General features: G+C 70.3%; 13 protein-coding genes and 1 pseudogene. 4 read left to right on the top strand and 10 right to left on the bottom strand.

Going from position 1 to position 17,600, the window contains the following annotated elements; genetic code table 11:
- Nucleotides 1-14: 14 nt before the first annotated feature.
- The gene (locus ACFQ0E_RS00800; RefSeq protein WP_386821804.1) at nt 15-494 is read right to left on the bottom strand and encodes an RDD family protein; all 480 of its coding nucleotides are present in this window, start codon (nt 492-494) and stop codon (nt 15-17) included.
- A gap of 47 nt (nt 495-541) precedes the next feature.
- On the opposite strand from ACFQ0E_RS00800, the gene xerD reads away from it, so the two are divergent.
- The 3 genes from xerD to purL all read left to right on the top strand — a co-directional run bounded on the left by xerD (nt 542) and on the right by purL (nt 6,645).
- Nucleotides 542-1,507 (top strand): site-specific tyrosine recombinase XerD, encoded by a 966-nt coding sequence (xerD, locus tag ACFQ0E_RS00795; RefSeq protein WP_386821803.1) that lies wholly within the window; start codon nt 542-544, stop codon nt 1,505-1,507.
- Between the two features lie 187 nt (nt 1,508-1,694).
- Nucleotides 1,695-2,519 carry a disulfide isomerase DsbC N-terminal domain-containing protein gene (locus tag ACFQ0E_RS00790; RefSeq protein WP_386821802.1) on the top strand — a complete coding sequence of 275 codons (825 nt, stop codon included), beginning with the start codon at nt 1,695-1,697 and terminating at the stop codon, nt 2,517-2,519.
- Nucleotides 2,520-2,724: 205 nt separating this feature from the next.
- Nucleotides 2,725-6,645, top strand: coding sequence for a phosphoribosylformylglycinamidine synthase (gene purL, locus ACFQ0E_RS00785; protein ID WP_386821801.1), 3,921 nt, complete (start codon nt 2,725-2,727; stop codon nt 6,643-6,645).
- A 169-nt stretch (nt 6,646-6,814) separates the two neighbouring features.
- Here purL and ACFQ0E_RS00780 read toward each other — a convergent pair whose 3' ends face one another.
- The 9 genes and pseudogenes from ACFQ0E_RS00780 to ACFQ0E_RS00740 form a co-directional block, all read right to left on the bottom strand.
- Nucleotides 6,815-7,519 (bottom strand): class I SAM-dependent methyltransferase, encoded by a 705-nt coding sequence (locus ACFQ0E_RS00780; RefSeq protein ID WP_386821800.1) that lies wholly within the window; start codon nt 7,517-7,519, stop codon nt 6,815-6,817.
- An 82-nt stretch (nt 7,520-7,601) separates the two neighbouring features.
- On the bottom strand, nt 7,602-9,335 hold the full coding sequence (gene ptsP, locus ACFQ0E_RS00775) for a phosphoenolpyruvate--protein phosphotransferase (RefSeq protein ID WP_386821799.1): 1,734 nt from the start codon (nt 9,333-9,335) through the stop codon (nt 7,602-7,604).
- Nucleotides 9,335-9,604: an HPr family phosphocarrier protein gene (locus ACFQ0E_RS00770; protein ID WP_137850206.1), complete on the bottom strand. Its 270-nt coding sequence runs from the start codon at nt 9,602-9,604 to the stop codon at nt 9,335-9,337. Before ACFQ0E_RS00770 ends, ptsP begins: the two co-directional genes overlap by 1 nt.
- A gap of 61 nt (nt 9,605-9,665) precedes the next feature.
- Nucleotides 9,666-10,058 (bottom strand): PTS sugar transporter subunit IIA, encoded by a 393-nt coding sequence (locus tag ACFQ0E_RS00765; RefSeq protein ID WP_386821798.1) that lies wholly within the window; start codon nt 10,056-10,058, stop codon nt 9,666-9,668.
- Nucleotides 10,059-10,099: 41 nt separating this feature from the next.
- On the bottom strand, nt 10,100-10,906 hold the full coding sequence (locus tag ACFQ0E_RS00760) for a nucleotidyltransferase domain-containing protein (RefSeq protein WP_386821797.1): 807 nt from the start codon (nt 10,904-10,906) through the stop codon (nt 10,100-10,102).
- A gap of 32 nt (nt 10,907-10,938) precedes the next feature.
- Nucleotides 10,939-12,069: a 23S rRNA (cytidine(2498)-2'-O)-methyltransferase RlmM gene (gene rlmM / locus ACFQ0E_RS00755; RefSeq protein ID WP_386821796.1), complete on the bottom strand. Its 1,131-nt coding sequence runs from the start codon at nt 12,067-12,069 to the stop codon at nt 10,939-10,941.
- Nucleotides 12,069-12,644: a nucleoside deaminase gene (locus ACFQ0E_RS00750; RefSeq protein ID WP_386821795.1), complete on the bottom strand. Its 576-nt coding sequence runs from the start codon at nt 12,642-12,644 to the stop codon at nt 12,069-12,071. Before ACFQ0E_RS00750 ends, rlmM begins: the two co-directional genes overlap by 1 nt.
- Nucleotides 12,645-12,676: 32 nt before the next feature.
- Nucleotides 12,677-12,940: pseudogene (locus ACFQ0E_RS00745) on the bottom strand (hypothetical protein); the annotation flags it as partial.
- Nucleotides 12,941-13,175: 235 nt separating this feature from the next.
- Nucleotides 13,176-14,930 (bottom strand): glutamine--tRNA ligase/YqeY domain fusion protein, encoded by a 1,755-nt coding sequence (locus ACFQ0E_RS00740; protein WP_386821794.1) that lies wholly within the window; start codon nt 14,928-14,930, stop codon nt 13,176-13,178.
- Between the two features lie 407 nt (nt 14,931-15,337).
- Between ACFQ0E_RS00740 and ACFQ0E_RS00735 the strand changes: the two genes are divergently transcribed.
- A complete protein-coding gene (locus tag ACFQ0E_RS00735; protein WP_386821793.1) occupies nt 15,338-17,575 on the top strand; it encodes a sensor domain-containing diguanylate cyclase in 2,238 nt (745 codons plus the stop codon).
- Nucleotides 17,576-17,600 lie beyond the last annotated feature (25 nt).

The following is a 17,600-nucleotide window of genomic DNA, read 5'->3' as shown; positions in this document are numbered from 1 at the left end:
CGAGGCCATGCGCATCAGCGCTTTTCCACCCGCACGATCCGCGTCCCGCTGGCGCGGTCGTGCCAGGTGAGGCGGTCGCGGTCGATCCAGGCCCACCAGAAGCCGAGACCGCCGAGCAGCAGCGAGGGAATGCCGACGAGGAAGCGACGGATCAGCTGCGTGCGGGTCGGTGCGGCGCCGTCGACGCCGACGACGCGCAGGCGCCAGGGGCGCATGCCCAGCGTCTGCCCGCCGCGCGCCCAGCTGGCGACGGCGTAGGCGCCGGTGGCGAGCAGGCAGCACAGCCAGAGCAGCACGCCGAGAGGGCTGGCGGTTTCGAGGATCTCGCGTTCGCTGTGGCCGGCGAAGTAGTAGCCGGCATTGAACAGCGCCGAGATCAGCATCCACACCGCGACCACCGGCCACAGGTCGTAGAACAGGGCGAGCAGGCGCAGCAGGAGGTAGGGCTTCGCTGCCTGCGATGGCGAAGCGGGTGTCGGGGCGGGGTCGGTCATCGGGACAGGATAACCGGCGGCCGTGGCGCTCGCGGTACGCTGTCGGGATGAGCACGTCTTCGACCGCGACCACGCCCGCCGAGCGCCGCATGCGCGCGCAGGCCCTGCCTCCGCTGCGCGACGCCGATGCCGCCGCGATCGGCGATTTCATCGAGGCGATCTGGGCCGAGGCGGGGCTGGCGAAGCAGACGCAGGCCAGCTATCGCCGTGATCTGGAGGGGTTCGCGCGCTGGCGCGACGGGGCGGGCGGCGGCCTGGCCGCCGCGGATCGCGCGGCGCTGTTCGATTATTTCGCCTGGCGCACGCGGCAGGGCTACTCGCCGCGCAGCAATGCCCGGCTGCTGTCGACGCTGCGCGCGTTCTTCGCCCTGCGCCTGCGGCGCGGACAGCGTGCGGACGACCCCACGGCGCTGCTCGATCCGCCGAAGCTGCCGCGCTCGCTGCCCAAGGCGCTGGGCGAGCGCGAGATCGAGGCCCTGCTGGCGGCGCCGGACGAGTCCACGCCCCTCGGCCTGCGCGACCGCGCGATGCTGGAGCTGATGTATGCCGCCGGCCTGCGCGTGAGCGAGCTGGTCGGCCTGCCGGCGACGGCGGTGAACCTGCGCCAGGGCGTGCTGCGGGTGACCGGCAAGGGCGGCAAGGATCGGCTTGTGCCGCTGGGCGAGGAGGCGCAGCACTGGCTGCAGCGCTACCTGGCGGAGTCGCGGCCGGTGCTGGCCGGGCGCCGGGCCCCGGCCGCGCTGTTCCTCGACGCCGGCGCGGAACCGCCCAGCCGCCAGGCGTTCTGGTCGCTGGTGAAGCGGCACGCGGCGGCGGCGGGTATCGATCCGGCGCGGATCAGTCCGCACGGCCTGCGCCACAGCTTCGCCACCCACCTGCTGAACCACGGTGCGGACCTGCGCGCGCTGCAGATGCTGCTGGGCCATGCCAGCCTGTCGACCACCCAGATCTACACCCTGGTCGCCCGCGAACAGCTCAAGCGCCTGCATGCGCAGCACCATCCCCGGGGCTGAGTCGGCCAGCGGCGAGCCTCCCGGAACGGCTTGCCGGACGCCGCCGCAGGCCTGCGCATCCGGCAATTCCCGTCACGCCCGCCGACGTCCCGGCCCCCGGGGGCCGTGCGACAATCGATGAACTTTCCCGGACCAGGACGGTCCCCTCATGTCCAGACACTCTTTTCAGACGATGGAACCCGCTCGCATGAAATATCCGGTCTTCGCGCTGCTGTGCGCCCTCAGCCTGTCCGCCTGCGCCCAGACCGCCCCGGCCGGTGCCGACAAGGCCGGCGCATCCGCTGCCGCTACGAAGCCCGAGGGCGACGTCGAGAAGCGGATCCGTGCGGCGCTCGCCAGCATCGCGCCGAAGGCCGAACTCGATCGCATCGCCCCGGCGCCGATCCCGGGCTTCATGGAAGTGATCACCGAAGGCCAGACGGTCTACGTCAGCAACGATGGCCGCTACATGATCGATGGCTATCTGTTCGACATCGCGAAGAAGGAAAACCTCAGCGAGCTCGGCCTGAGCGTGGTCCGCCGCGCGGAACTGGCCAAGATCCCGGCCTCCGACCGCATCGTCTTCGCTCCGGTCGGCCCCGCCAGGCACCGCGTCGCGATCTTCACCGACATCGAATGCGGCTTCTGCCGCAAGCTGCACGAGGACATCGCCGAGTACAACAAGCGCGGCATCGCCATCGAATACCTCGCATTCCCGCGCTCCGGCCTGCGGAGTCCGGACGGTCTCGCGATGCAGTCCGTGTGGTGCGCCAGCGACCGCCGCCAGGCGCTCACCGACGCCAAGGCCGGTCGCCCGGTGCCGCCGATGGCCTGCAAGAACCCGGTCGCCGACCAGTACGAGTCCGGCCGCCGCATGGGCCTGACTGGTACGCCGATGATCATCAACGAAGACGGCTTGATGCTCCCGGGCTACCTGCCGCCGGACAAGATGCTGGAATCGCTGGACAAGCTGGCCGCCCAGGGCAAGGGCGCCCAGGCCACGGCCGGCGGTGCCGCTGCCGGCGCTCCCTGAGTCCCGCCTCCTTCCCCCGCAAGGCGGGGGAAGGCCGGGATGAGTGCGTTCTTGCTCCGGGCGATTGGCGTGTCGCCCCGACCTCTGTCCTCCCCGCCTTCCGGGGAGGGCGTCGAAGCGCAAGGCCAGGCCGGGTGCATCCCGGCCGTCCCGGGGTGACCGCATCCGGTACAATCTGCGGCCCGCGCACAACACCACACCGGACATGATCGTCCTCGAGGGCCTGCCGGCCCTATCGCCGTTCCGCCGCGACCGTCTCGAAACCCGTCTCCAGGCCCTCGTTCCCGGTCTCCGCATCGTCGGTGCCTGGTTCACCTACTGGGTCGAGCCCGAACCGGGCCACACGCCCGACGCCGACACCCTGCAGCGCATCCTCGAAGCGCACGGCCATCGCGAGCCCCTCGCCGATGGCGCCGTCTCGCGCTTCGTCGCGCCGCGCCTGGGCACGATCTCGCCCTGGGCGAGCAAGGCCGGCGAGCTGCTGCGCGGCGCCGGGCAGCCGGTCCGCCGCGTCGAGCGCGGGACCCGGATCGATGTCGCCGGGTGGCCGTCCGACCCCGTCGCGCAGGCCCCGGTCGCCAAGGTGCTGCACGACCCGATGACCCAGTCGCTGCTGGCCGACGCGAACGACGCCTCGGCGCTGTTCGCGGTGCCGGCGCGCGGCGATCTGGAAGTCATCCCGCTGGCGCAGCTCGAAGCCGCCAACGCGCGCCTGGGCTTGGCCCTGGCCGACGACGAGATCGACTACCTGCGCGCCCGCTACACCGAGCTGGGCCGCGATCCGCACGACGTCGAGCTGATGATGTTCGCGCAGGCCAACTCCGAGCACTGCCGGCACAAGATCTTCAATGCCAGCTGGACGATCGACGGGCGCGAGCAACCGCTGTCGTTGTTCAGGATGATCAAGCACACCCACCAGCAGACGCCCGACCACACGCTGTCGGCGTACAGCGACAACGCGGCGGTGGTCGAGGGCTATCCGGCGAAGCGCTTCCGTCCCGACCCGGTGACGGCCGAGTACCGCGCCGAAGCCGAGACGCCCAGCGCGTTCTGCATCAAGGTCGAGACCCACAACCATCCCACCGCGATCTCGCCTTTCCCCGGCGCGTCCACCGGCAACGGCGGCGAGATCCGCGACGAAGGCGCGACCGGTCGCGGCGGCAAGCCCAAGGCCGGGCTCTGCGGCTTCAGCGTCTCGCACCTGCGCATCCCGACGCTGCCGCAGCCGTGGGAAGCCGAGCGCGCGCTCAATCCGCGCATGGCGCCGGCGCTGGAGATCATGCTCGACGGCCCGATCGGCGCGGCAGCCTTCAACAACGAATTCGGCCGCCCGAACCTCACCGGCTACTTCCGCAGCTTCGAGCTGCGCGATGGCGACGGCCTGGTCCGCGCCTACGACAAGCCGATCATGCTCGCCGGCGGCCTCGGCGCGATCGATCGCCCGATGGTGGCGAAGAAGACGCTGTCGGCCGGCGACGCGGTGATCGTGCTCGGCGGCCCGGCGATGCTGATCGGCCTCGGCGGCGGCGCCGCCAGCTCGGTGGCCTCGGGCGAGAGCGCCGAAGACCTCGATTTCGCCAGCGTCCAGCGCGACAACCCGGAAATGGAGCGTCGCTGCCAGGAAGTGATCGACCGCTGCGTCGCGCTCGGCGAGCGCAATCCGATCCTGTGGTTCCACGATGTCGGCGCGGGTGGCCTGTCGAACGCGATTCCCGAACTGCTGCACGACAGCGGCGTCGGTGGCGTGATCGACCTGGGCAAGGTGCCGACCGACGATCCGTCGCTGTCGCCGATGCAGCTGTGGTGCAACGAATCGCAGGAGCGCTACGTGCTCGGCGTGCCGCAGGATCGCCTGGCCGAATTCGCCGAACTGTGCGCGCGCGAGCGCTGCCCGTTCGCGGCGGTCGGCGTGGCGACGGCGGAAGAACGCCTGGTGGTCGGCTACGGCGCGACCGTGGACGCGCGGCCGCATCCGCCGGAAGGCGACGCGCGCGCAGCGGGCGTCGCTGGGGGCATGGCCATTGATCTGCCGATGGACGTGCTGTTCGGCAAGCCGCCGAAGATGCACCGAGACACTCGTCGCCCTGCGCCGATGGACTGGCGCGCTCTCGATGGCCGCGCCATCGACCTGCACGAGGCCGGCCTGCGCGTGCTCGCGCATCCGACGGTCGCGGCGAAGAACTTCCTCATCACCATCGGCGACCGCTCCGTCGGCGGCCTGACCGCGCGCGACCAGCTGGTCGGTCCGTGGCAGATGCCGGTCGCCGACTGCGCGATCACGCTCGCCGGATTCGACACCAATGCCGGTGAGGCGATGGCGGTCGGCGAACGCACGCCGCTGGCGCTGATCGATGCCGCCGCCGCCGCGCGCATGGCCGTGGGCGAAGCGATCACCAACCTGATCGCCGCGCCGGTGCCGTCGCTGGCGCAGGTCAAGCTGTCCGCGAACTGGATGGCCGCCGCCGGGCATCCCGGCGAGGACGCGCGCCTGTTCGACGCGGTCAAGGCGGTCGGCATGGCGCTGTGCCCGTCGCTCGACCTCAGCATCCCGGTGGGCAAGGATTCGCTGTCGATGCAGGCGCAGTGGCAGCAGGATGGCGAGGCGCACAAGTCGGTGTCGCCGGTGTCGCTGATCGTCAGCGCGTTCGCGCCGGTCGAGGACGCGCGCACGCAGCTCACGCCGCTGCTGTCGCGCGATGCCGACACCGAGCTGTGGCTGATCGGCCTGGGCGCCGGCAAGCAGCGCCTCGGCGGTTCGATCCTGTCGCAGGTCTACGACGGCTTCGGCGGTCGCCACGGCGACGATTCCGTGCCGGACCTCGACGATCCCGAGCGCCTGCGCGGCCTGTACGAACTCATGCGCGACGCGCGCGAGCGCAACCTGGTGCGCGCCTATCACGACCGTTCCGATGGCGGCGCGTTCGCGGCGCTGGCCGAAATGGCTTTCTGCTCGCACCTCGGCCTCGACATCACCCTCGATGACTGGGGCGACGATGCCCTGCGCACGCTCTTCTGCGAGGAACTGGGCGCGATCGTGCAGATCGCGATCGAGGATCGCGCCGAATTCGCCGACCTCGTCGCCCAGCACGGCCTGATCGAATGCGCGCAGCGCATCGCACGGCCGACCACTGCCGGCGCGGTGCGCGTGCACCAGGATGGCGAAGTCGTCGCCGAGTGGCGTTGGGAAGCATTGTTCGATGCGTGGTGGTCGGTCAGCCACGCCATGCAGCGCCTGCGCGACAACCCCGAGTCCGCCGACGAGGAGCGCGCCGCCGTGCGCCGCTTCGATGCGCCGGGCCTGCAGCCGAAGCTCAGCTTCGACGCCGCCGAGGATATCGCCGCGCCGTACATCGCGACCGGCAAGCGTCCGCGCGTCGCGATCCTGCGCGAGCAGGGCGTCAACGGCCAGATCGAGATGGCCGCCGCGTTCGATCGTGCCGGCTTCGCGGCGGTCGACGTGCACATGAGCGATCTGATCGCCGGCCGCGTCGCGCTGGACGGCTTCAGCGGCTTCGCCGCCTGCGGCGGCTTCAGCTACGGCGACGTGCTCGGCGCCGGTCGCGGCTGGGCCACCTCGATCCTCGAACGCGCCGCGCTGCGCGATGCCTTCGCGGCGTTCTTCGCACGCCCGGACACCTTCTCGCTCGGCGTGTGCAACGGCTGCCAGATGCTGTCGCAGCTCAAGGGGATCATTCCCGGTGCCGAACACTGGCCGCGCTTCCTGCGCAACCGCAGCGAGCAGTTCGAAGCCCGCTTCGGGATGCTCGAAGTCGCCGCCTCGCCGTCGCTGTTCTTCCAGGGCATGGCCGGTTCGCGCATCCCGGTGGCGATCGCCCACGGCGAAGGCCGCGCGACCTTCGACGACGACCTCGATCGCAACAGCGTGACGATGGCGCTGCGCTACGTCGCCAGCGACGGCGGTCCGGCGAGCAGCTATCCCGCCAACCCGAACGGTTCGGAGCACGCCATCGCCGGCGTCACCAGCCGCGACGGTCGCGCCACGATCCTCATGCCGCATCCGGAGCGCACGCCGCGCACGGTCAACATGAGCTGGGCCCCGTCCGACTGGCCGGAAGCCTCGCCGTGGCTGCGGATGTTCCGCAACGTGCGCATGGCGATGGGGTGAGCGGCGGCTTGACGGGTGCAATGTAGAGCGGATCGAAGATCCGCTGCTGCGCATCCGCAAGCCCGGATCCGTCCAGAGCCTGTGGCTGCGAGGCCACGGGCGACGGAAAGGAAGCAGCGGAGCTGCGCTCTGCTCTACAGGTGGCTGGCGCCACGCTGCACGCAGACCATCAGGTGTCGTGACCGACCTGTCCCTGGTCGAAGCCGCGTGTCTTGCGTATCGCCAGCTGGTTGCTGGTGCCGAGCAGCTCGTACTGGCCGGCCAGCGTGGCGAGCAGGCCGTCGACGCCGAGCTTCGGGGTTTCCGTCGCGACCGACTCGATCTGCTTCAGCAGCGCTTCGTGACGCCAGTGGCTGCCGCGCAGCTTTGCCCAGAGGCGGACGAGGCGATTGGGCTTCTTCAGCTTGTACTTCGGCGGCACCCACAGGTAATCGTCGAAGATCATCACGCCGCCGACCTTGAGCAGCGGCCAGCTCATCACGCCATCGGCCAGCGCGCCGAAGGCGGAGTGCCAGCCGTCGATGTAGACGATGTCGTATTCGCCCTCGACCCGGCGCAGGCCGTCGAAGCTGTAGCCGGGGAACTCGCGGATCCTGTCCGCGTGCGCTGCCGTGTTGGCGCGGAAGCGGGCGTGGTAATCACCATAGACCGGGTCGGCCGCGAACAGGTCCAGGCAATCGATCCGGCTGTCCTCGGCGGTGAGGATGTGTTCGCACAGCCACAGCGTCGACCGGCCTTCGAAGCTGCCGATCTCCAGCGCGCGCAGGCCCGGCCGGCCGCGGAAATCGCCGAGCCAGCGCTCCCAGTGCGGGATGTTGTACTCGAACCAGTTCTCGGAGAACTGCGGTGCGGGCGTGCCGGCATCTTCGGTCATGGAGGGCGCAGCTTCCTGTCGAAAGCGCGATTCTAGGGCGCCGGACGCCCCAAAGCGCGAACCGTGTTCGCGCTCTGGCCGATCAGCCCGTCGCCTGGGCCAGCCAGCGCTGGATCGAGGCGCTGTCGCGGGCGCGCAGCAGCGACGCACTGCGGGCGCGCAGCCAGGCGAGATCGAAGCTGCGGATCGCGCGGCGCAGTTCCAGCAGCGTGCCCGGATGCAGGCTGAATTCCTCCAGGCCCAGGGCCAGCAGCACCGGGGCGAAGAGCGGGTCGCCGGCCATCTCGCCGCACACCGCCACCGGCTTGTCGTGCGTGCGCGCGGCGCGGATCACGCCGTGGATCAGGCGCAGCACCGCAGGATGCAGCGGTGAATACAGTTCGCCCAGGGCGTCGTTGTTGCGGTCGGCGGCGAGCAGGTACTGCACCAGGTCGTTGGTGCCGATCGACAGGAAGTCGACGTCGCCGATGAAGGTCTGCAGCGCGATCGCGGCCGAGGGCACTTCGATCATCGCGCCGACCGGCAGGCTCTCGGCGATGGCGAAGCCCTCGGTGCGGAGCTCGCGCTGCACGTCCTTGATCCGCGCACGCACCGCGATCACTTCCTCGCGGCCGCTGACCATCGGGATCAGCACGCGCACGGGGCCGTAGGCGCTGGCACGGAGGATGGCGCGCAACTGCGTGCGGAACAGCGCGTCGCGGGCCAGCGACAGGCGCACGCCGCGCAGGCCCATCGCCGGGTTCGGTTCGCCGGGCAGCGCCAGCGCGGTGCCGTCGGCCTTGTCCGCGCCGATGTCGAGCGTGCGGATGGTCACCGTGCGCCCGGTCATGCCCAGCACCAGATCGCGGTAGGCGCGGAACTGTTCGTCTTCGTCGGGCAGGGTCATGCGCGCATCGGCGGGGCGCTGCATGAACAGGAATTCGGTGCGGTACAGGCCGACGCCGGCCGCGCCGAGCGCATGCGCTTCGGCCACGTCCTCGCGCGATTCGGCGTTCGCCCACAGCCTGATGTCGACGCCGTCGAGAGTGCGCGTGGGTTCCCGGCGCAGGCGGTGCAGCTGTTTGCGCTCGCGGGCGTGCTCCTGCACCCGCGCGCGATGCGCGCGCAGGTCGTCGGCATCGGGTTCGAGGATCACCAGGCCGCTGCCGCCATCGACCGCGAGCACGTCGCCGTCGTTGACCTTCTGCAGCGCCTGCGCCGCGCCGATCACCAGCGGCACGTGCAGGCTGCGGGCGAGGATCGCGGTGTGCGACAGCGGGCTGCCGGCGGCGGTGACCACGGCCATCACGCCCTGGCTGTGCAGCTGCACCAGCTCGGATGGCGAGACGTTGTCGGTGACCAGGATGTCGCCGGCGATGCCCTGCAGGTCGGCGTCGCGCTTGTGCAGGGCGGCGTGGATGCGGCCGACGATCTGGTCGATGTCGTCGATGCGCGTGCGCAGGTAGGCATCGTCCATGCCGGCGAACACGGCGGCGATGCGGTCGCGCTGCAGGCGCAGCGCATAGTCGGCGGTGTAGCGGCCGGTCCGGATCAGGTCGTCGAGGCCGGCGATCAGCTCGGGATCGTCCAGCAGCAGCGCGTGCAGGTCGAGGAACTCGCCGACTTCGTGCGCCATCGCGCCGTGCAGTCGGTCGTGCAGGGCGCGCATCTCGCCGCGCACCACGTCGATGGCGGCATGCAGGCGTTCGATTTCGTCGTCGACGAGTTCGGCATCGAGTCGCTCCTCGGCCACGTCGAGCACGTGCGGCAGGCGGACGCGTGCGCGTCCCAGTGCGCTGCCGCGCGATGCCCCATGGCCGGAGAGGATTCGTCGCATCAGCTGTCCTCGTCGAAGCGGCGTTCGAACAGCGAGACGATGGCGTCCATCGCCGCGGCTTCGTCCTCGCCGTCGGTGCGGACCACGACCGTGCTGCCGTGGCCTGCCGCGAGCAGCATCACGCCCATGATGCTCTTGGCGTTCACTTCGCGGCCCTTGGCCGAGACGGTGGCGGCGCAGCGGAACCCGGAGACGGTCTGGACCAGTTTTGCGGTGGCGCGTGCGTGCAGGCCGAGGCGGTTCTGGATGGGCAGTTCGCGTTCGATCATGGCGAAGGTCCGGTGCGGGTGCGGCGAGTGGTGAGGTGGGTGGGGAGGTGGTGTGTCATGGTCAGGCGTCGTCCATGCGCACGCCGTTGCGCGCGCCTGCGGCGGCGACCGCAGGCAGTTCGTCGAGCGGCAGGTCGGCGTAGTTCATCACCCGCAGCAGCATCGGCAGGTTGAGCGACGAGACGCGGCGCACCGGCGTACCCAGCCGCGCGACCTGCGCGGCGAGGTTGCTCGGCGAACCGCCGTACAGGTCGGTGAGGACCAGCACGCCTTCGCCGGCGTCGACGCGACGCAGGGCGGCGCTGGCCTGGGGCAGGGCGAGCGAAACGTCGGCGTCGAACGCGAGTTCGAACGCTTCGGTCTTCAGCGGCAGCTGACGCAGGATCCGGGTCGCAACGTCGACCAGGGCACTGCCGATGCCGGGATGGGTGATGAGGAGGATGCCGACGGCCATGCCGTCAACTTAACAGACGGACGTGACAGCCCGGAAGCCCGTCATTCCGACAGGACGGTGTGGAACAGCGCGTTCAACGCAGGCAGCGCCGATGGCCGGCGTTCGACCGATGGCTGCATCGATTCCAGACGCGCCAGTTCCTCGGTCACGAACGCGCCGATGACCGGCACGGCGTCGCCGACCCAGGTCTCCGGTGCCTGGCGCTTGCGCGCGAGCAGGTCGTCGATCGCCGTGCACAGGTCAGCCCGGTCCTCGATCAGGTGCAGCAGCCTGTCGAACTCGATCGGCGCCGGCGTGCCGTAGCGTTCCAGCCAGCGCACCGCCAGCAGCGGACGCAGCGCGTAGAAGTATTTCTTCAGCGAGACCTGCGGTTCGCGCAGATAGGCGCGTTCGGTGTTCTTCGCCATGCTGCGGTAGTGGTACATGCCGCTTTCGACCGAATAGACCTCCGGCAGCAGCTGGCGAGCCGCGTCCGCGAAACCGCCGCGCACGATGTAGCGGATCGGCGACTGCGCCCATTCGACGAAGGCGGGGTTCGACTTCCACAGCAGGCGCAGCGCCTTGCGCACGTCCCAGCCGTTGAGGTCGATGTCGTCGACGATCGGGTATTCGATGACGTCGCGTTTCTCTTCCAGGTCCACGGCCTGGTACCACGCCGGCGGATGCGCGTAGATGAAGCGCACGTCGTAATCGGAGTTCGGCGAGGCGAAGCCCCAGGCACGGCTGCCGGATTCCACCGCGAGCAGGATGCGCACGCCGTGTTCTTCCTCGGCGCGCTGCAGGCGGCGGAGGATGTCCGCGTGGACGTCGGCGGGGATGGCGGGGTGGGGCGGGAGCAGTTCGGTCATGGAAGCGGCGAGGTGCAGATCGAAGTCCGATCCTAGCGCCCCGCAGGCGTCGCGAACACCGTGATCTCTTCACGGTCGTGGTAGAGCTGCTTCGCGCGGATGGTCAGCGGCTTGCCGGCCTGCGCGGCGAAGCGGTCGAGGCAGAGCCGGGTTTCCTGCCAGCGCTTCTTCATCGGCAGCTTGAGGTTGAAGATCGCGTGCCGGCACCAGCCTTCACGGAACCACTCCGCCATGCGGCCGGCGACGCGCGAGGGTTGCTCGACCATGTCGCAGACCATCCAGTCCAGTGGTTTCGTCGGGTGCCAGGCGAAACCGTCGGCGCGCAGGTGCTGCACCAGTCCGGTGTCCATCACGTGCGGGCGCAGCGGACCGTTGTCGATGGCGGTGACCTGCAGCTTGTGCCGGGTCAGCACCCAGGTCCAGCCGCCGGGTGCGGCGCCGAGGTCGGCGGCGCGCATGCCTTCGCGCAGCAGCGTCGCGCGCTCGTCCGCGGTGAGCAGGGTGAGGATGGCTTCCTCCAGCTTCAGCGCCGAGCGCGAGGGCGCGTCCGCGTGCATCTTCAGGCGCGGCACGCCCATCGACCACGGCGCGCTGTCGCGCGGATCGCTGGTCGCGAGGAAGGCGTGGTCTCCATCGACGAAGCAGACGTGCAGGCGCGGCAGGCGATCGTTGTCCTGCGCGCTGAGCAGTCCGGCCTTGCGCAGCGCCGGACGCAGCGCGTTGCCGAAGCTGCGCGCGAGCCCGGCGAGCGGCTTGGCCTCGTCGCTGTCGGGATGCTCGACGACGAGGGTGCCGAATGTGTTCTTTTGTGGGAGCGACGCAAGTCGCGATGTCCCTTCGGAGGATGTTCTGGCGCTCGGATCGCGACTTGCGTCGCTCCCACAGAACATCCCCAGCGCTTCGAGCATCGGCGTGATGCGGTCCTTCGGGTCGAGGCCGCGCAGTTCGGCGATCAGTTGCAGTTTCTGTCGCGCGAAGATCAGGTCGGCGAAGGGCAGTGCTTCAGACAGCGCATCCGCTTCCTCGCAGAGGAACAGCGCATGGCCGCTGTTGCGCTCGGTACGCGCATAGCCGGCGTGCCCGGCCTCGGCGGCGCGTTCGGTGAGTTCGGCGGCGAGTTCGGGCTCGAAACCGGCGCGGCAGTAGCAGAGAAGGCCCTGCATCAATACAGCGAACCGCCGCCGCTGCCGTATGCGCGCAGCACGTCGCAGGCGGCGTCGCGCTCGATGTCGCGGGTCACGGCGATGCCGCGCTTTTCCAGCTCGCCGATCCAGTCGGCGGGCAGCGGGCCTTCGTCGAAGGGCGTCAGCGCCATGACATCCTCGGCGCGGGCGCCGATCAGCAGGCGATCGATGCCGGCCCAGATCGTCGCGCCGTAGCACTGGCAGCAGGGCTGCGAGGACGTGGCCAGGGTGATCGGGCCGACGGCGCGGTCGTCCGCGTCGCGGTTGAGGCGCGCGCGCTGGGTGCGCTGCTGCGCGAGCATGTAGGCCATCATCTCCGCATGCGCGACCGAGCAGCTGTGCGGCAGCACGCGGTTCACGCCGACGGCGACGATGCGGTCGTCCGGGCCGAACACCGCTGCGCCGAAAGGGCCGCCGCTGGCATGTTCGACGTTGCCGCGCGACAGCGCCACGGCCAGCGCGACCTTGTCGGCATCGCTGGCGTAGGCGCGCGAAGTGTCGACGGCGTCGTGGACCCAGGCGGGCAGGGTGAGATGGACCTGCGCGTACAGCATCACATCACCTGCGCGCCGTCGGCGATGTCCTGGCACGTGCCCTGCACGCACTGGCAGCCGCTGATCTCCTTGAAGCCGCAGACCGAGGCCATGCCGTCCTTCGCGCACTGCGCCTGCACGGCGGCGGGATCGGTCTTCGCGTCCTTGTTCACGCACATCGGGAACGCACCGCAGCAGTTGCCGACGTTCTTCACCGCGCAGTCCGCGTCGACCTTGCAGGCGCGGCTCGGACTCTGGAGCGCGCCGGCGATCGGCGATGCCGCAGGCGCGCTGCCCGGTGCCGGTTCGGCCACCACCGGCGGCGTGGCCGGCTCGGGTGTCGCCGGCTGCGCAGGCTGGGCCGGCTGTTCTGGTTGCGCCGCGACTGGCGCCTCGGGTGCGGCAGGCGATTCGGGCGTGGCCGAGGGCGCGGTGCAGCCGATCAGCGACAGCGCGAACACCAGGGTGGCGAGGACGACGGTCGTGCGCATGCGGTGATCTCCTGGACGGGTCTGGCGGAGAGAGGGGGATTCGAACCTGCAGCGGGCCGCGTCAGCCGCCTGCGGCCCAGGTGTCGCGCAGGGTGACGCTGCGGTTGAACACCGGCGCGTCGCTGCGATGGTCGAAGCGGTCGGCGACGAAATAGCCCATGCGCTCGAACTGGAAGCCCTGCTCGGGTGCGGCGCTGGCGGCGGCCGGTTCCACGTAGCCGCGCACGCTGCGCCGCGAGTCCGGGTTCAGGTAGTCGCGATAGGTCTTGCCGTCCTCGTCCGTATCCGGATTGGGGACGGTGAAGAGACGGTCGTAGAGACGCACTTCGGCTTCGACGGCGTGCGCCGCGCTGACCCAGTGGATCGTGCCCTTGATCTTGCGGTCGGCTCCGGGCATGCCGGGACGCGATTCGAGATCGAGCGTGCCGCGCAGTTCGACGATCTCGCCGGCCTCGTTCTTCACCACCTCGTCGCACTTCACGATGCCGGCGCCGCGCAGGCGCACTTCGCCGCCCGGCACGAGGCGCTTCCAGCCCTTCGGCGGCACCTCGGCGAAGTCCTCGCGCTCGATCCACAGCTCGCGTGCGAACGGCACGCTGCGCTGGCCGAAGGACTCGTCCTTCGGATGATTGGAGAAGGTCAGCGTTTCCTCATGGCCTTCGGGCAGGTTGGTCAGCACGAACTTCAGCGGGTCGAGCACGGCCATGCGGCGCGGCGCGCGCGAATCGAGATCCTCGCGCAGGGTGTTCTCCAGCACCGAGAAATCGATCAGCGAGTTCTGCTTCGACAGTCCGAGGCGCGAGACGAACAGCTTCAGCGCTTCGGGCGTGTAGCCGCGGCGACGGATGCCCTGCAGGGTCGGCATGCGCGGGTCGCCCCAGCCGTCGACCAGGCCTTCGTCGACCAGGGTCATCAGCTTGCGCTTGCTCATCACCGTGTAGTTGATGTTGAGGCGCGAGAACTCGATCTGGCGCGGCTTGGCGGCCTCGAACGGCAGGCCTTTCGCGACGAGCGGCGCGATCAGCTCCGGATGGTTCGGCAGGTCGACCTTGTCCACGCACCAGTCGTACAGCGGGCGGTGGTCCTCGAACTCCAGCGTGCACAGCGAATGGGTGATGCCTTCGACCGAATCGCTCAGCGAATGCGCGTAGTCGTACATCGGGTAGATCGGCCAGTCGTTGCCGGTGTTCTGGTGTTCGACGTGCTTGATGCGGTACAGCGCGGGATCGCGCAGGTTGATGTTGCCGCTGGTCATGTCGATCTTCGCGCGCAGGGTGCGCGCGCCGTCCGGGAACTCGCCCGCGCGCATGCGCCGGAACAGGTCGAGGTTCTCTTCGACGCTGCGGTTGCGGTACGGCGATTCGCGGCCGGGTTCGGTCAGGCTGCCGCGATAGGCGCGGACCTCGTCGGCGTCGAGGTCGCAGACGAAGGCATCGCCCTGGCGGATCAGCTTCTCGGCGGCGAGGTAGAACACCTCGAAGTAGTCGGAGGCGTGGCGCAGCTCGGCCCATTCGAAGCCCAGCCAGCGCACGTCGTCCTGGATGGCGCGGACGTATTCGGGGTCTTCCTTCGCCGGGTTGGTGTCGTCGAGGCGCAGGTTGCAGCGGCCGCCGAACTCCTGGGCGATGCCGAAGTCGGTCCAGATCGCGCGGGTGTGGCCGATGTGCAGGTAGCCGTTGGGTTCGGGCGGGAAACGGGTGCGGATGGCGGCGTGCTTGCCGCTGGCCAGGTCGTCTCGGACGATCTGGCGAATGAAGTCCTGCCGGCGCTCGGGGGCGTGGTCGGCGGCGGTGTCCGGGGTGGCGTCCAGGGTCATCGGCGGTGGGGCTGCGAAAACCCGCAGTTTATCAGGCGGGATGGGTTCGCCGGCCCGGGAGCGCGACGGCGCAGTCGATCATCGCGCCACCGGTGGTCAACGGCATCCGGTCTCACTTTGCAATCGGGATTGCGGGCCCGCGCTGCCAGCCGTCGCCGGGCGGTGGTAGGGTGGAACGCTTTGATCGGATCCTGCCGTCACCGGATCCGGGGGGCCGCGACGCAGGCATGCCGGCGGAGCAGGCCGCAGCGGGGCATCGGTGAACAAGGGGGGCGCGCGATGATCGACAACGACCATCTGCCTGCGGGCGAGGTTTCCGCGGTTCGCTGGCGCGCGCCCGCCTGCCCGGCCATCGCACCGGGGAACCGGCGTGCCCGGGGGACCGGCCCGCGCGGATGAGCACGAGCATGGCCCGCATCGAACAGCCCCTGGGCTGGTTCCGTGCCGTCGGTCTGGCGGTGCTGGTGCTGCTCGCGCTGGCGAACGCCTTCATGCCGGGTGCGCACCTGCCGGACGAGGGCGTGGCGCCGCTGCCGCTTTCGGTGATCCCCCAGCCGGACAACATCGGGCGCCTGCCCGCGCTGGGCCACGAGGGCCGCGCCCTCCTGCTCGGCGTGGACGAGGCCACCCGCACCGCACGCGCGGAGCTGCGCTTCGAGATCCCGCCGCGTACGCCGGAATCGCCGCAGTGGGTGCTGTGGATGCGTCGGGTGCCGGTCGAATCCCTGAAGGTGGATGTCGACGGCGTGTGGCGGGGCGGCGAGCGCAGCTTCCTGCGTCCCGATGCCGAGCACGTGCCGCTGCCGGTCGGCTATGCCTATCGGTTGCCGTCCACCTGGGAAGGCGAGATCCGCCTGCAGCTGTCCGCCACCGCGCTGCGCACCACCGCGCTGCAGCCGGAGGTGATGACCGAGGCGCGCTACGACCGCGAGGTGCAGCGCACGACCCTGCTCAACGCCTTCGGCTACGCCAGCGTGTTCACGCTGGGCGTGGTCGGGCTGGCCCTGTTCTTCGCCTCGCGCGACCAGAGTTTCCTCTGGTACTTCGTGTTCTGCCTGTCGGCGGGCCTGCTGATGGCGGCGTTCGACGGCCATGCCTATCTGTTCGATCCCTTCGGCCTGACGCTGGTGCTGGGCGGCGCGGGCATGCATGCGATGTCGCTGGTGTTCGAAGTGGCCGCGCTGTGGGTGCTGCTCGACTACGCCGAGACCCGCCAGTCGCGGCCGCTGCTGGAATCGGCGCTCAACCACGCCTGCGTGTTCCTGCTGCTGGTGGCCGGCGTGCTGCTGGCCTGGCGGCAGGCGCTGGACGGCTTCTCCGCGTGGTTCATGCCGCTGGCCTGGCTGGGCGGCTGCGTCGCCGGCGTGGTGATCACGGTGGATGCCTGGCGTCGCCGGGTGCCGCTGGCCGCGCCCGTGCTGCTGTCGGTGCTGGCGCTGGGCGCGGGCATGCTCGCGTGGGAACTCGCCGCGCGCGGCGTGCTTGGCGGCACCCTGTGGACGCTCTACGGCTACCAGGCGGGCCTGATGCTGTGCGCGGCGATGCTGGGCGTGGGCCTGATCAGCCGCATCAGTCGGTATCGCGAGCAGCGCGACCGCGAACAGCGCGCGCGCGCCGATTCCGAGCGGCGCATGTACCGCGAGGCGGTGCGCACCGAACTGCTCACCGCGCTGCAGACCTCGCTGCGCGGCGCGCAGGAGGACGCCATCCAGCCGATCGTGTTCCGGCTGCTGCTGGAGCACCTCCGGCGCGTGGTGCCGACCACCACGGCGGTGGCGGCGGCGCGCGGCTACCACGGACGCGACACCCTGGTGGTGCAGCCGGCGTCGTACCTGGCGGAGATCGAGAACACCATCGGCCAGCGCCTGCAGACCCTGCGCCGGCAGATGGCCGGCAGCCTGGAGCTGCAGCGCCCGGTGACCAAGACCGGCGGCGCGGTGCCGGTGGCGATCGAGGCGCTGGTGGCGTTGCCGGTGCGGCCGCCGGGCTGGGGACTGATCGTGCTGGAGCGCGCGGGCGCGACCGTTTTCCATCCCGACGAGCTGACCGTGGTGCGCGAACTGGCGCGGCTGGCCCTGCTCCAGGCCGACGAGGCCATCGCCGCGCTGCACCTGCGCTACACCGCCGAGGTCGATGCGCTGACCGGTGCGCTCAACCGCCGCAGCCTCGACCAGGCGCTGCTGCGCACCTTCCAGGAGGCCGGGCGCAAGTCGGCGCCGCTGTCGGTGCTGTTCGTCGACATCGACCGTTTCAAGTCGATCAACGACCAGCACGGCCACGCCTGCGGCGACCACTGCCTGCGCGAAGTGGCGCGGATCATCAACGAGCAGCTGAACGAGGAAGACGTGTTCGGTCGCTACGGCGGCGAGGAATTCCTCGTCATCCTCCCCGGCCGGCAATCGGAGATGGCGCGCGCCGTCGCCGAAAACATCCGCGTCGCGCTTGAATCGACCCTCATCGAACACCAGGAACTGTCGCTCGGGCTCACGGTCAGCATCGGCGTGGCCTCGCAGTCGCCGGGCGAACAGCAGCCGCACGCGGCGGTGGATCGCGCCGACAAGGCGCTGTACGCCGCCAAGCGTGCCGGCCGCAACCGGGTGAACGTGGCGCCTGCGGTGTTCGCGCCGCGCGCCAACACGGCCTGAGCCGCCGCGTCGCCCTCAACGAAGG

This window comes from Lysobacter brunescens (assembly GCF_042677005.1).
Classification (GTDB): domain Bacteria; phylum Pseudomonadota; class Gammaproteobacteria; order Xanthomonadales; family Xanthomonadaceae; genus Lysobacter_I; species Lysobacter_I brunescens.
Note: the sequence above shows the minus strand (reverse complement) of the source record. Positions and strands in the feature narration are given on the sequence as shown.

What these genes read in the sequence shown, in the direction of transcription:
- purL (WP_386821801.1), top strand. Translation starts at nt 2,725, where the DNA reads ATGATCGTCCTCGAGGGCCTGCCGGCCCTATCGCCGTTCCGCCGCGAC.
- ACFQ0E_RS00750 (WP_386821795.1), bottom strand. Translation starts at nt 12,644, where the DNA reads ATGCTGTACGCGCAGGTCCATCTCACCCTGCCCGCCTGGGTCCACGAC.
- xerD (WP_386821803.1), top strand. Translation starts at nt 542, where the DNA reads ATGAGCACGTCTTCGACCGCGACCACGCCCGCCGAGCGCCGCATGCGC.
- ACFQ0E_RS00790 (WP_386821802.1), top strand. Translation starts at nt 1,695, where the DNA reads ATGAAATATCCGGTCTTCGCGCTGCTGTGCGCCCTCAGCCTGTCCGCC.
- ACFQ0E_RS00770 (WP_137850206.1), bottom strand. Translation starts at nt 9,604, where the DNA reads ATGATCGAACGCGAACTGCCCATCCAGAACCGCCTCGGCCTGCACGCA.
- ACFQ0E_RS00780 (WP_386821800.1), bottom strand. Translation starts at nt 7,519, where the DNA reads ATGACCGAAGATGCCGGCACGCCCGCACCGCAGTTCTCCGAGAACTGG.
- ACFQ0E_RS00735 (WP_386821793.1), top strand. Translation starts at nt 15,338, where the DNA reads ATGGCCCGCATCGAACAGCCCCTGGGCTGGTTCCGTGCCGTCGGTCTG.
- ACFQ0E_RS00765 (WP_386821798.1), bottom strand. Translation starts at nt 10,058, where the DNA reads ATGGCCGTCGGCATCCTCCTCATCACCCATCCCGGCATCGGCAGTGCC.
- ACFQ0E_RS00760 (WP_386821797.1), bottom strand. Translation starts at nt 10,906, where the DNA reads ATGACCGAACTGCTCCCGCCCCACCCCGCCATCCCCGCCGACGTCCAC.
- rlmM (WP_386821796.1), bottom strand. Translation starts at nt 12,069, where the DNA reads ATGCAGGGCCTTCTCTGCTACTGCCGCGCCGGTTTCGAGCCCGAACTC.
- ACFQ0E_RS00800 (WP_386821804.1), bottom strand. Translation starts at nt 494, where the DNA reads ATGACCGACCCCGCCCCGACACCCGCTTCGCCATCGCAGGCAGCGAAG.
- ACFQ0E_RS00740 (WP_386821794.1), bottom strand. Translation starts at nt 14,930, where the DNA reads ATGACCCTGGACGCCACCCCGGACACCGCCGCCGACCACGCCCCCGAG.
- ptsP (WP_386821799.1), bottom strand. Translation starts at nt 9,335, where the DNA reads ATGCGACGAATCCTCTCCGGCCATGGGGCATCGCGCGGCAGCGCACTG.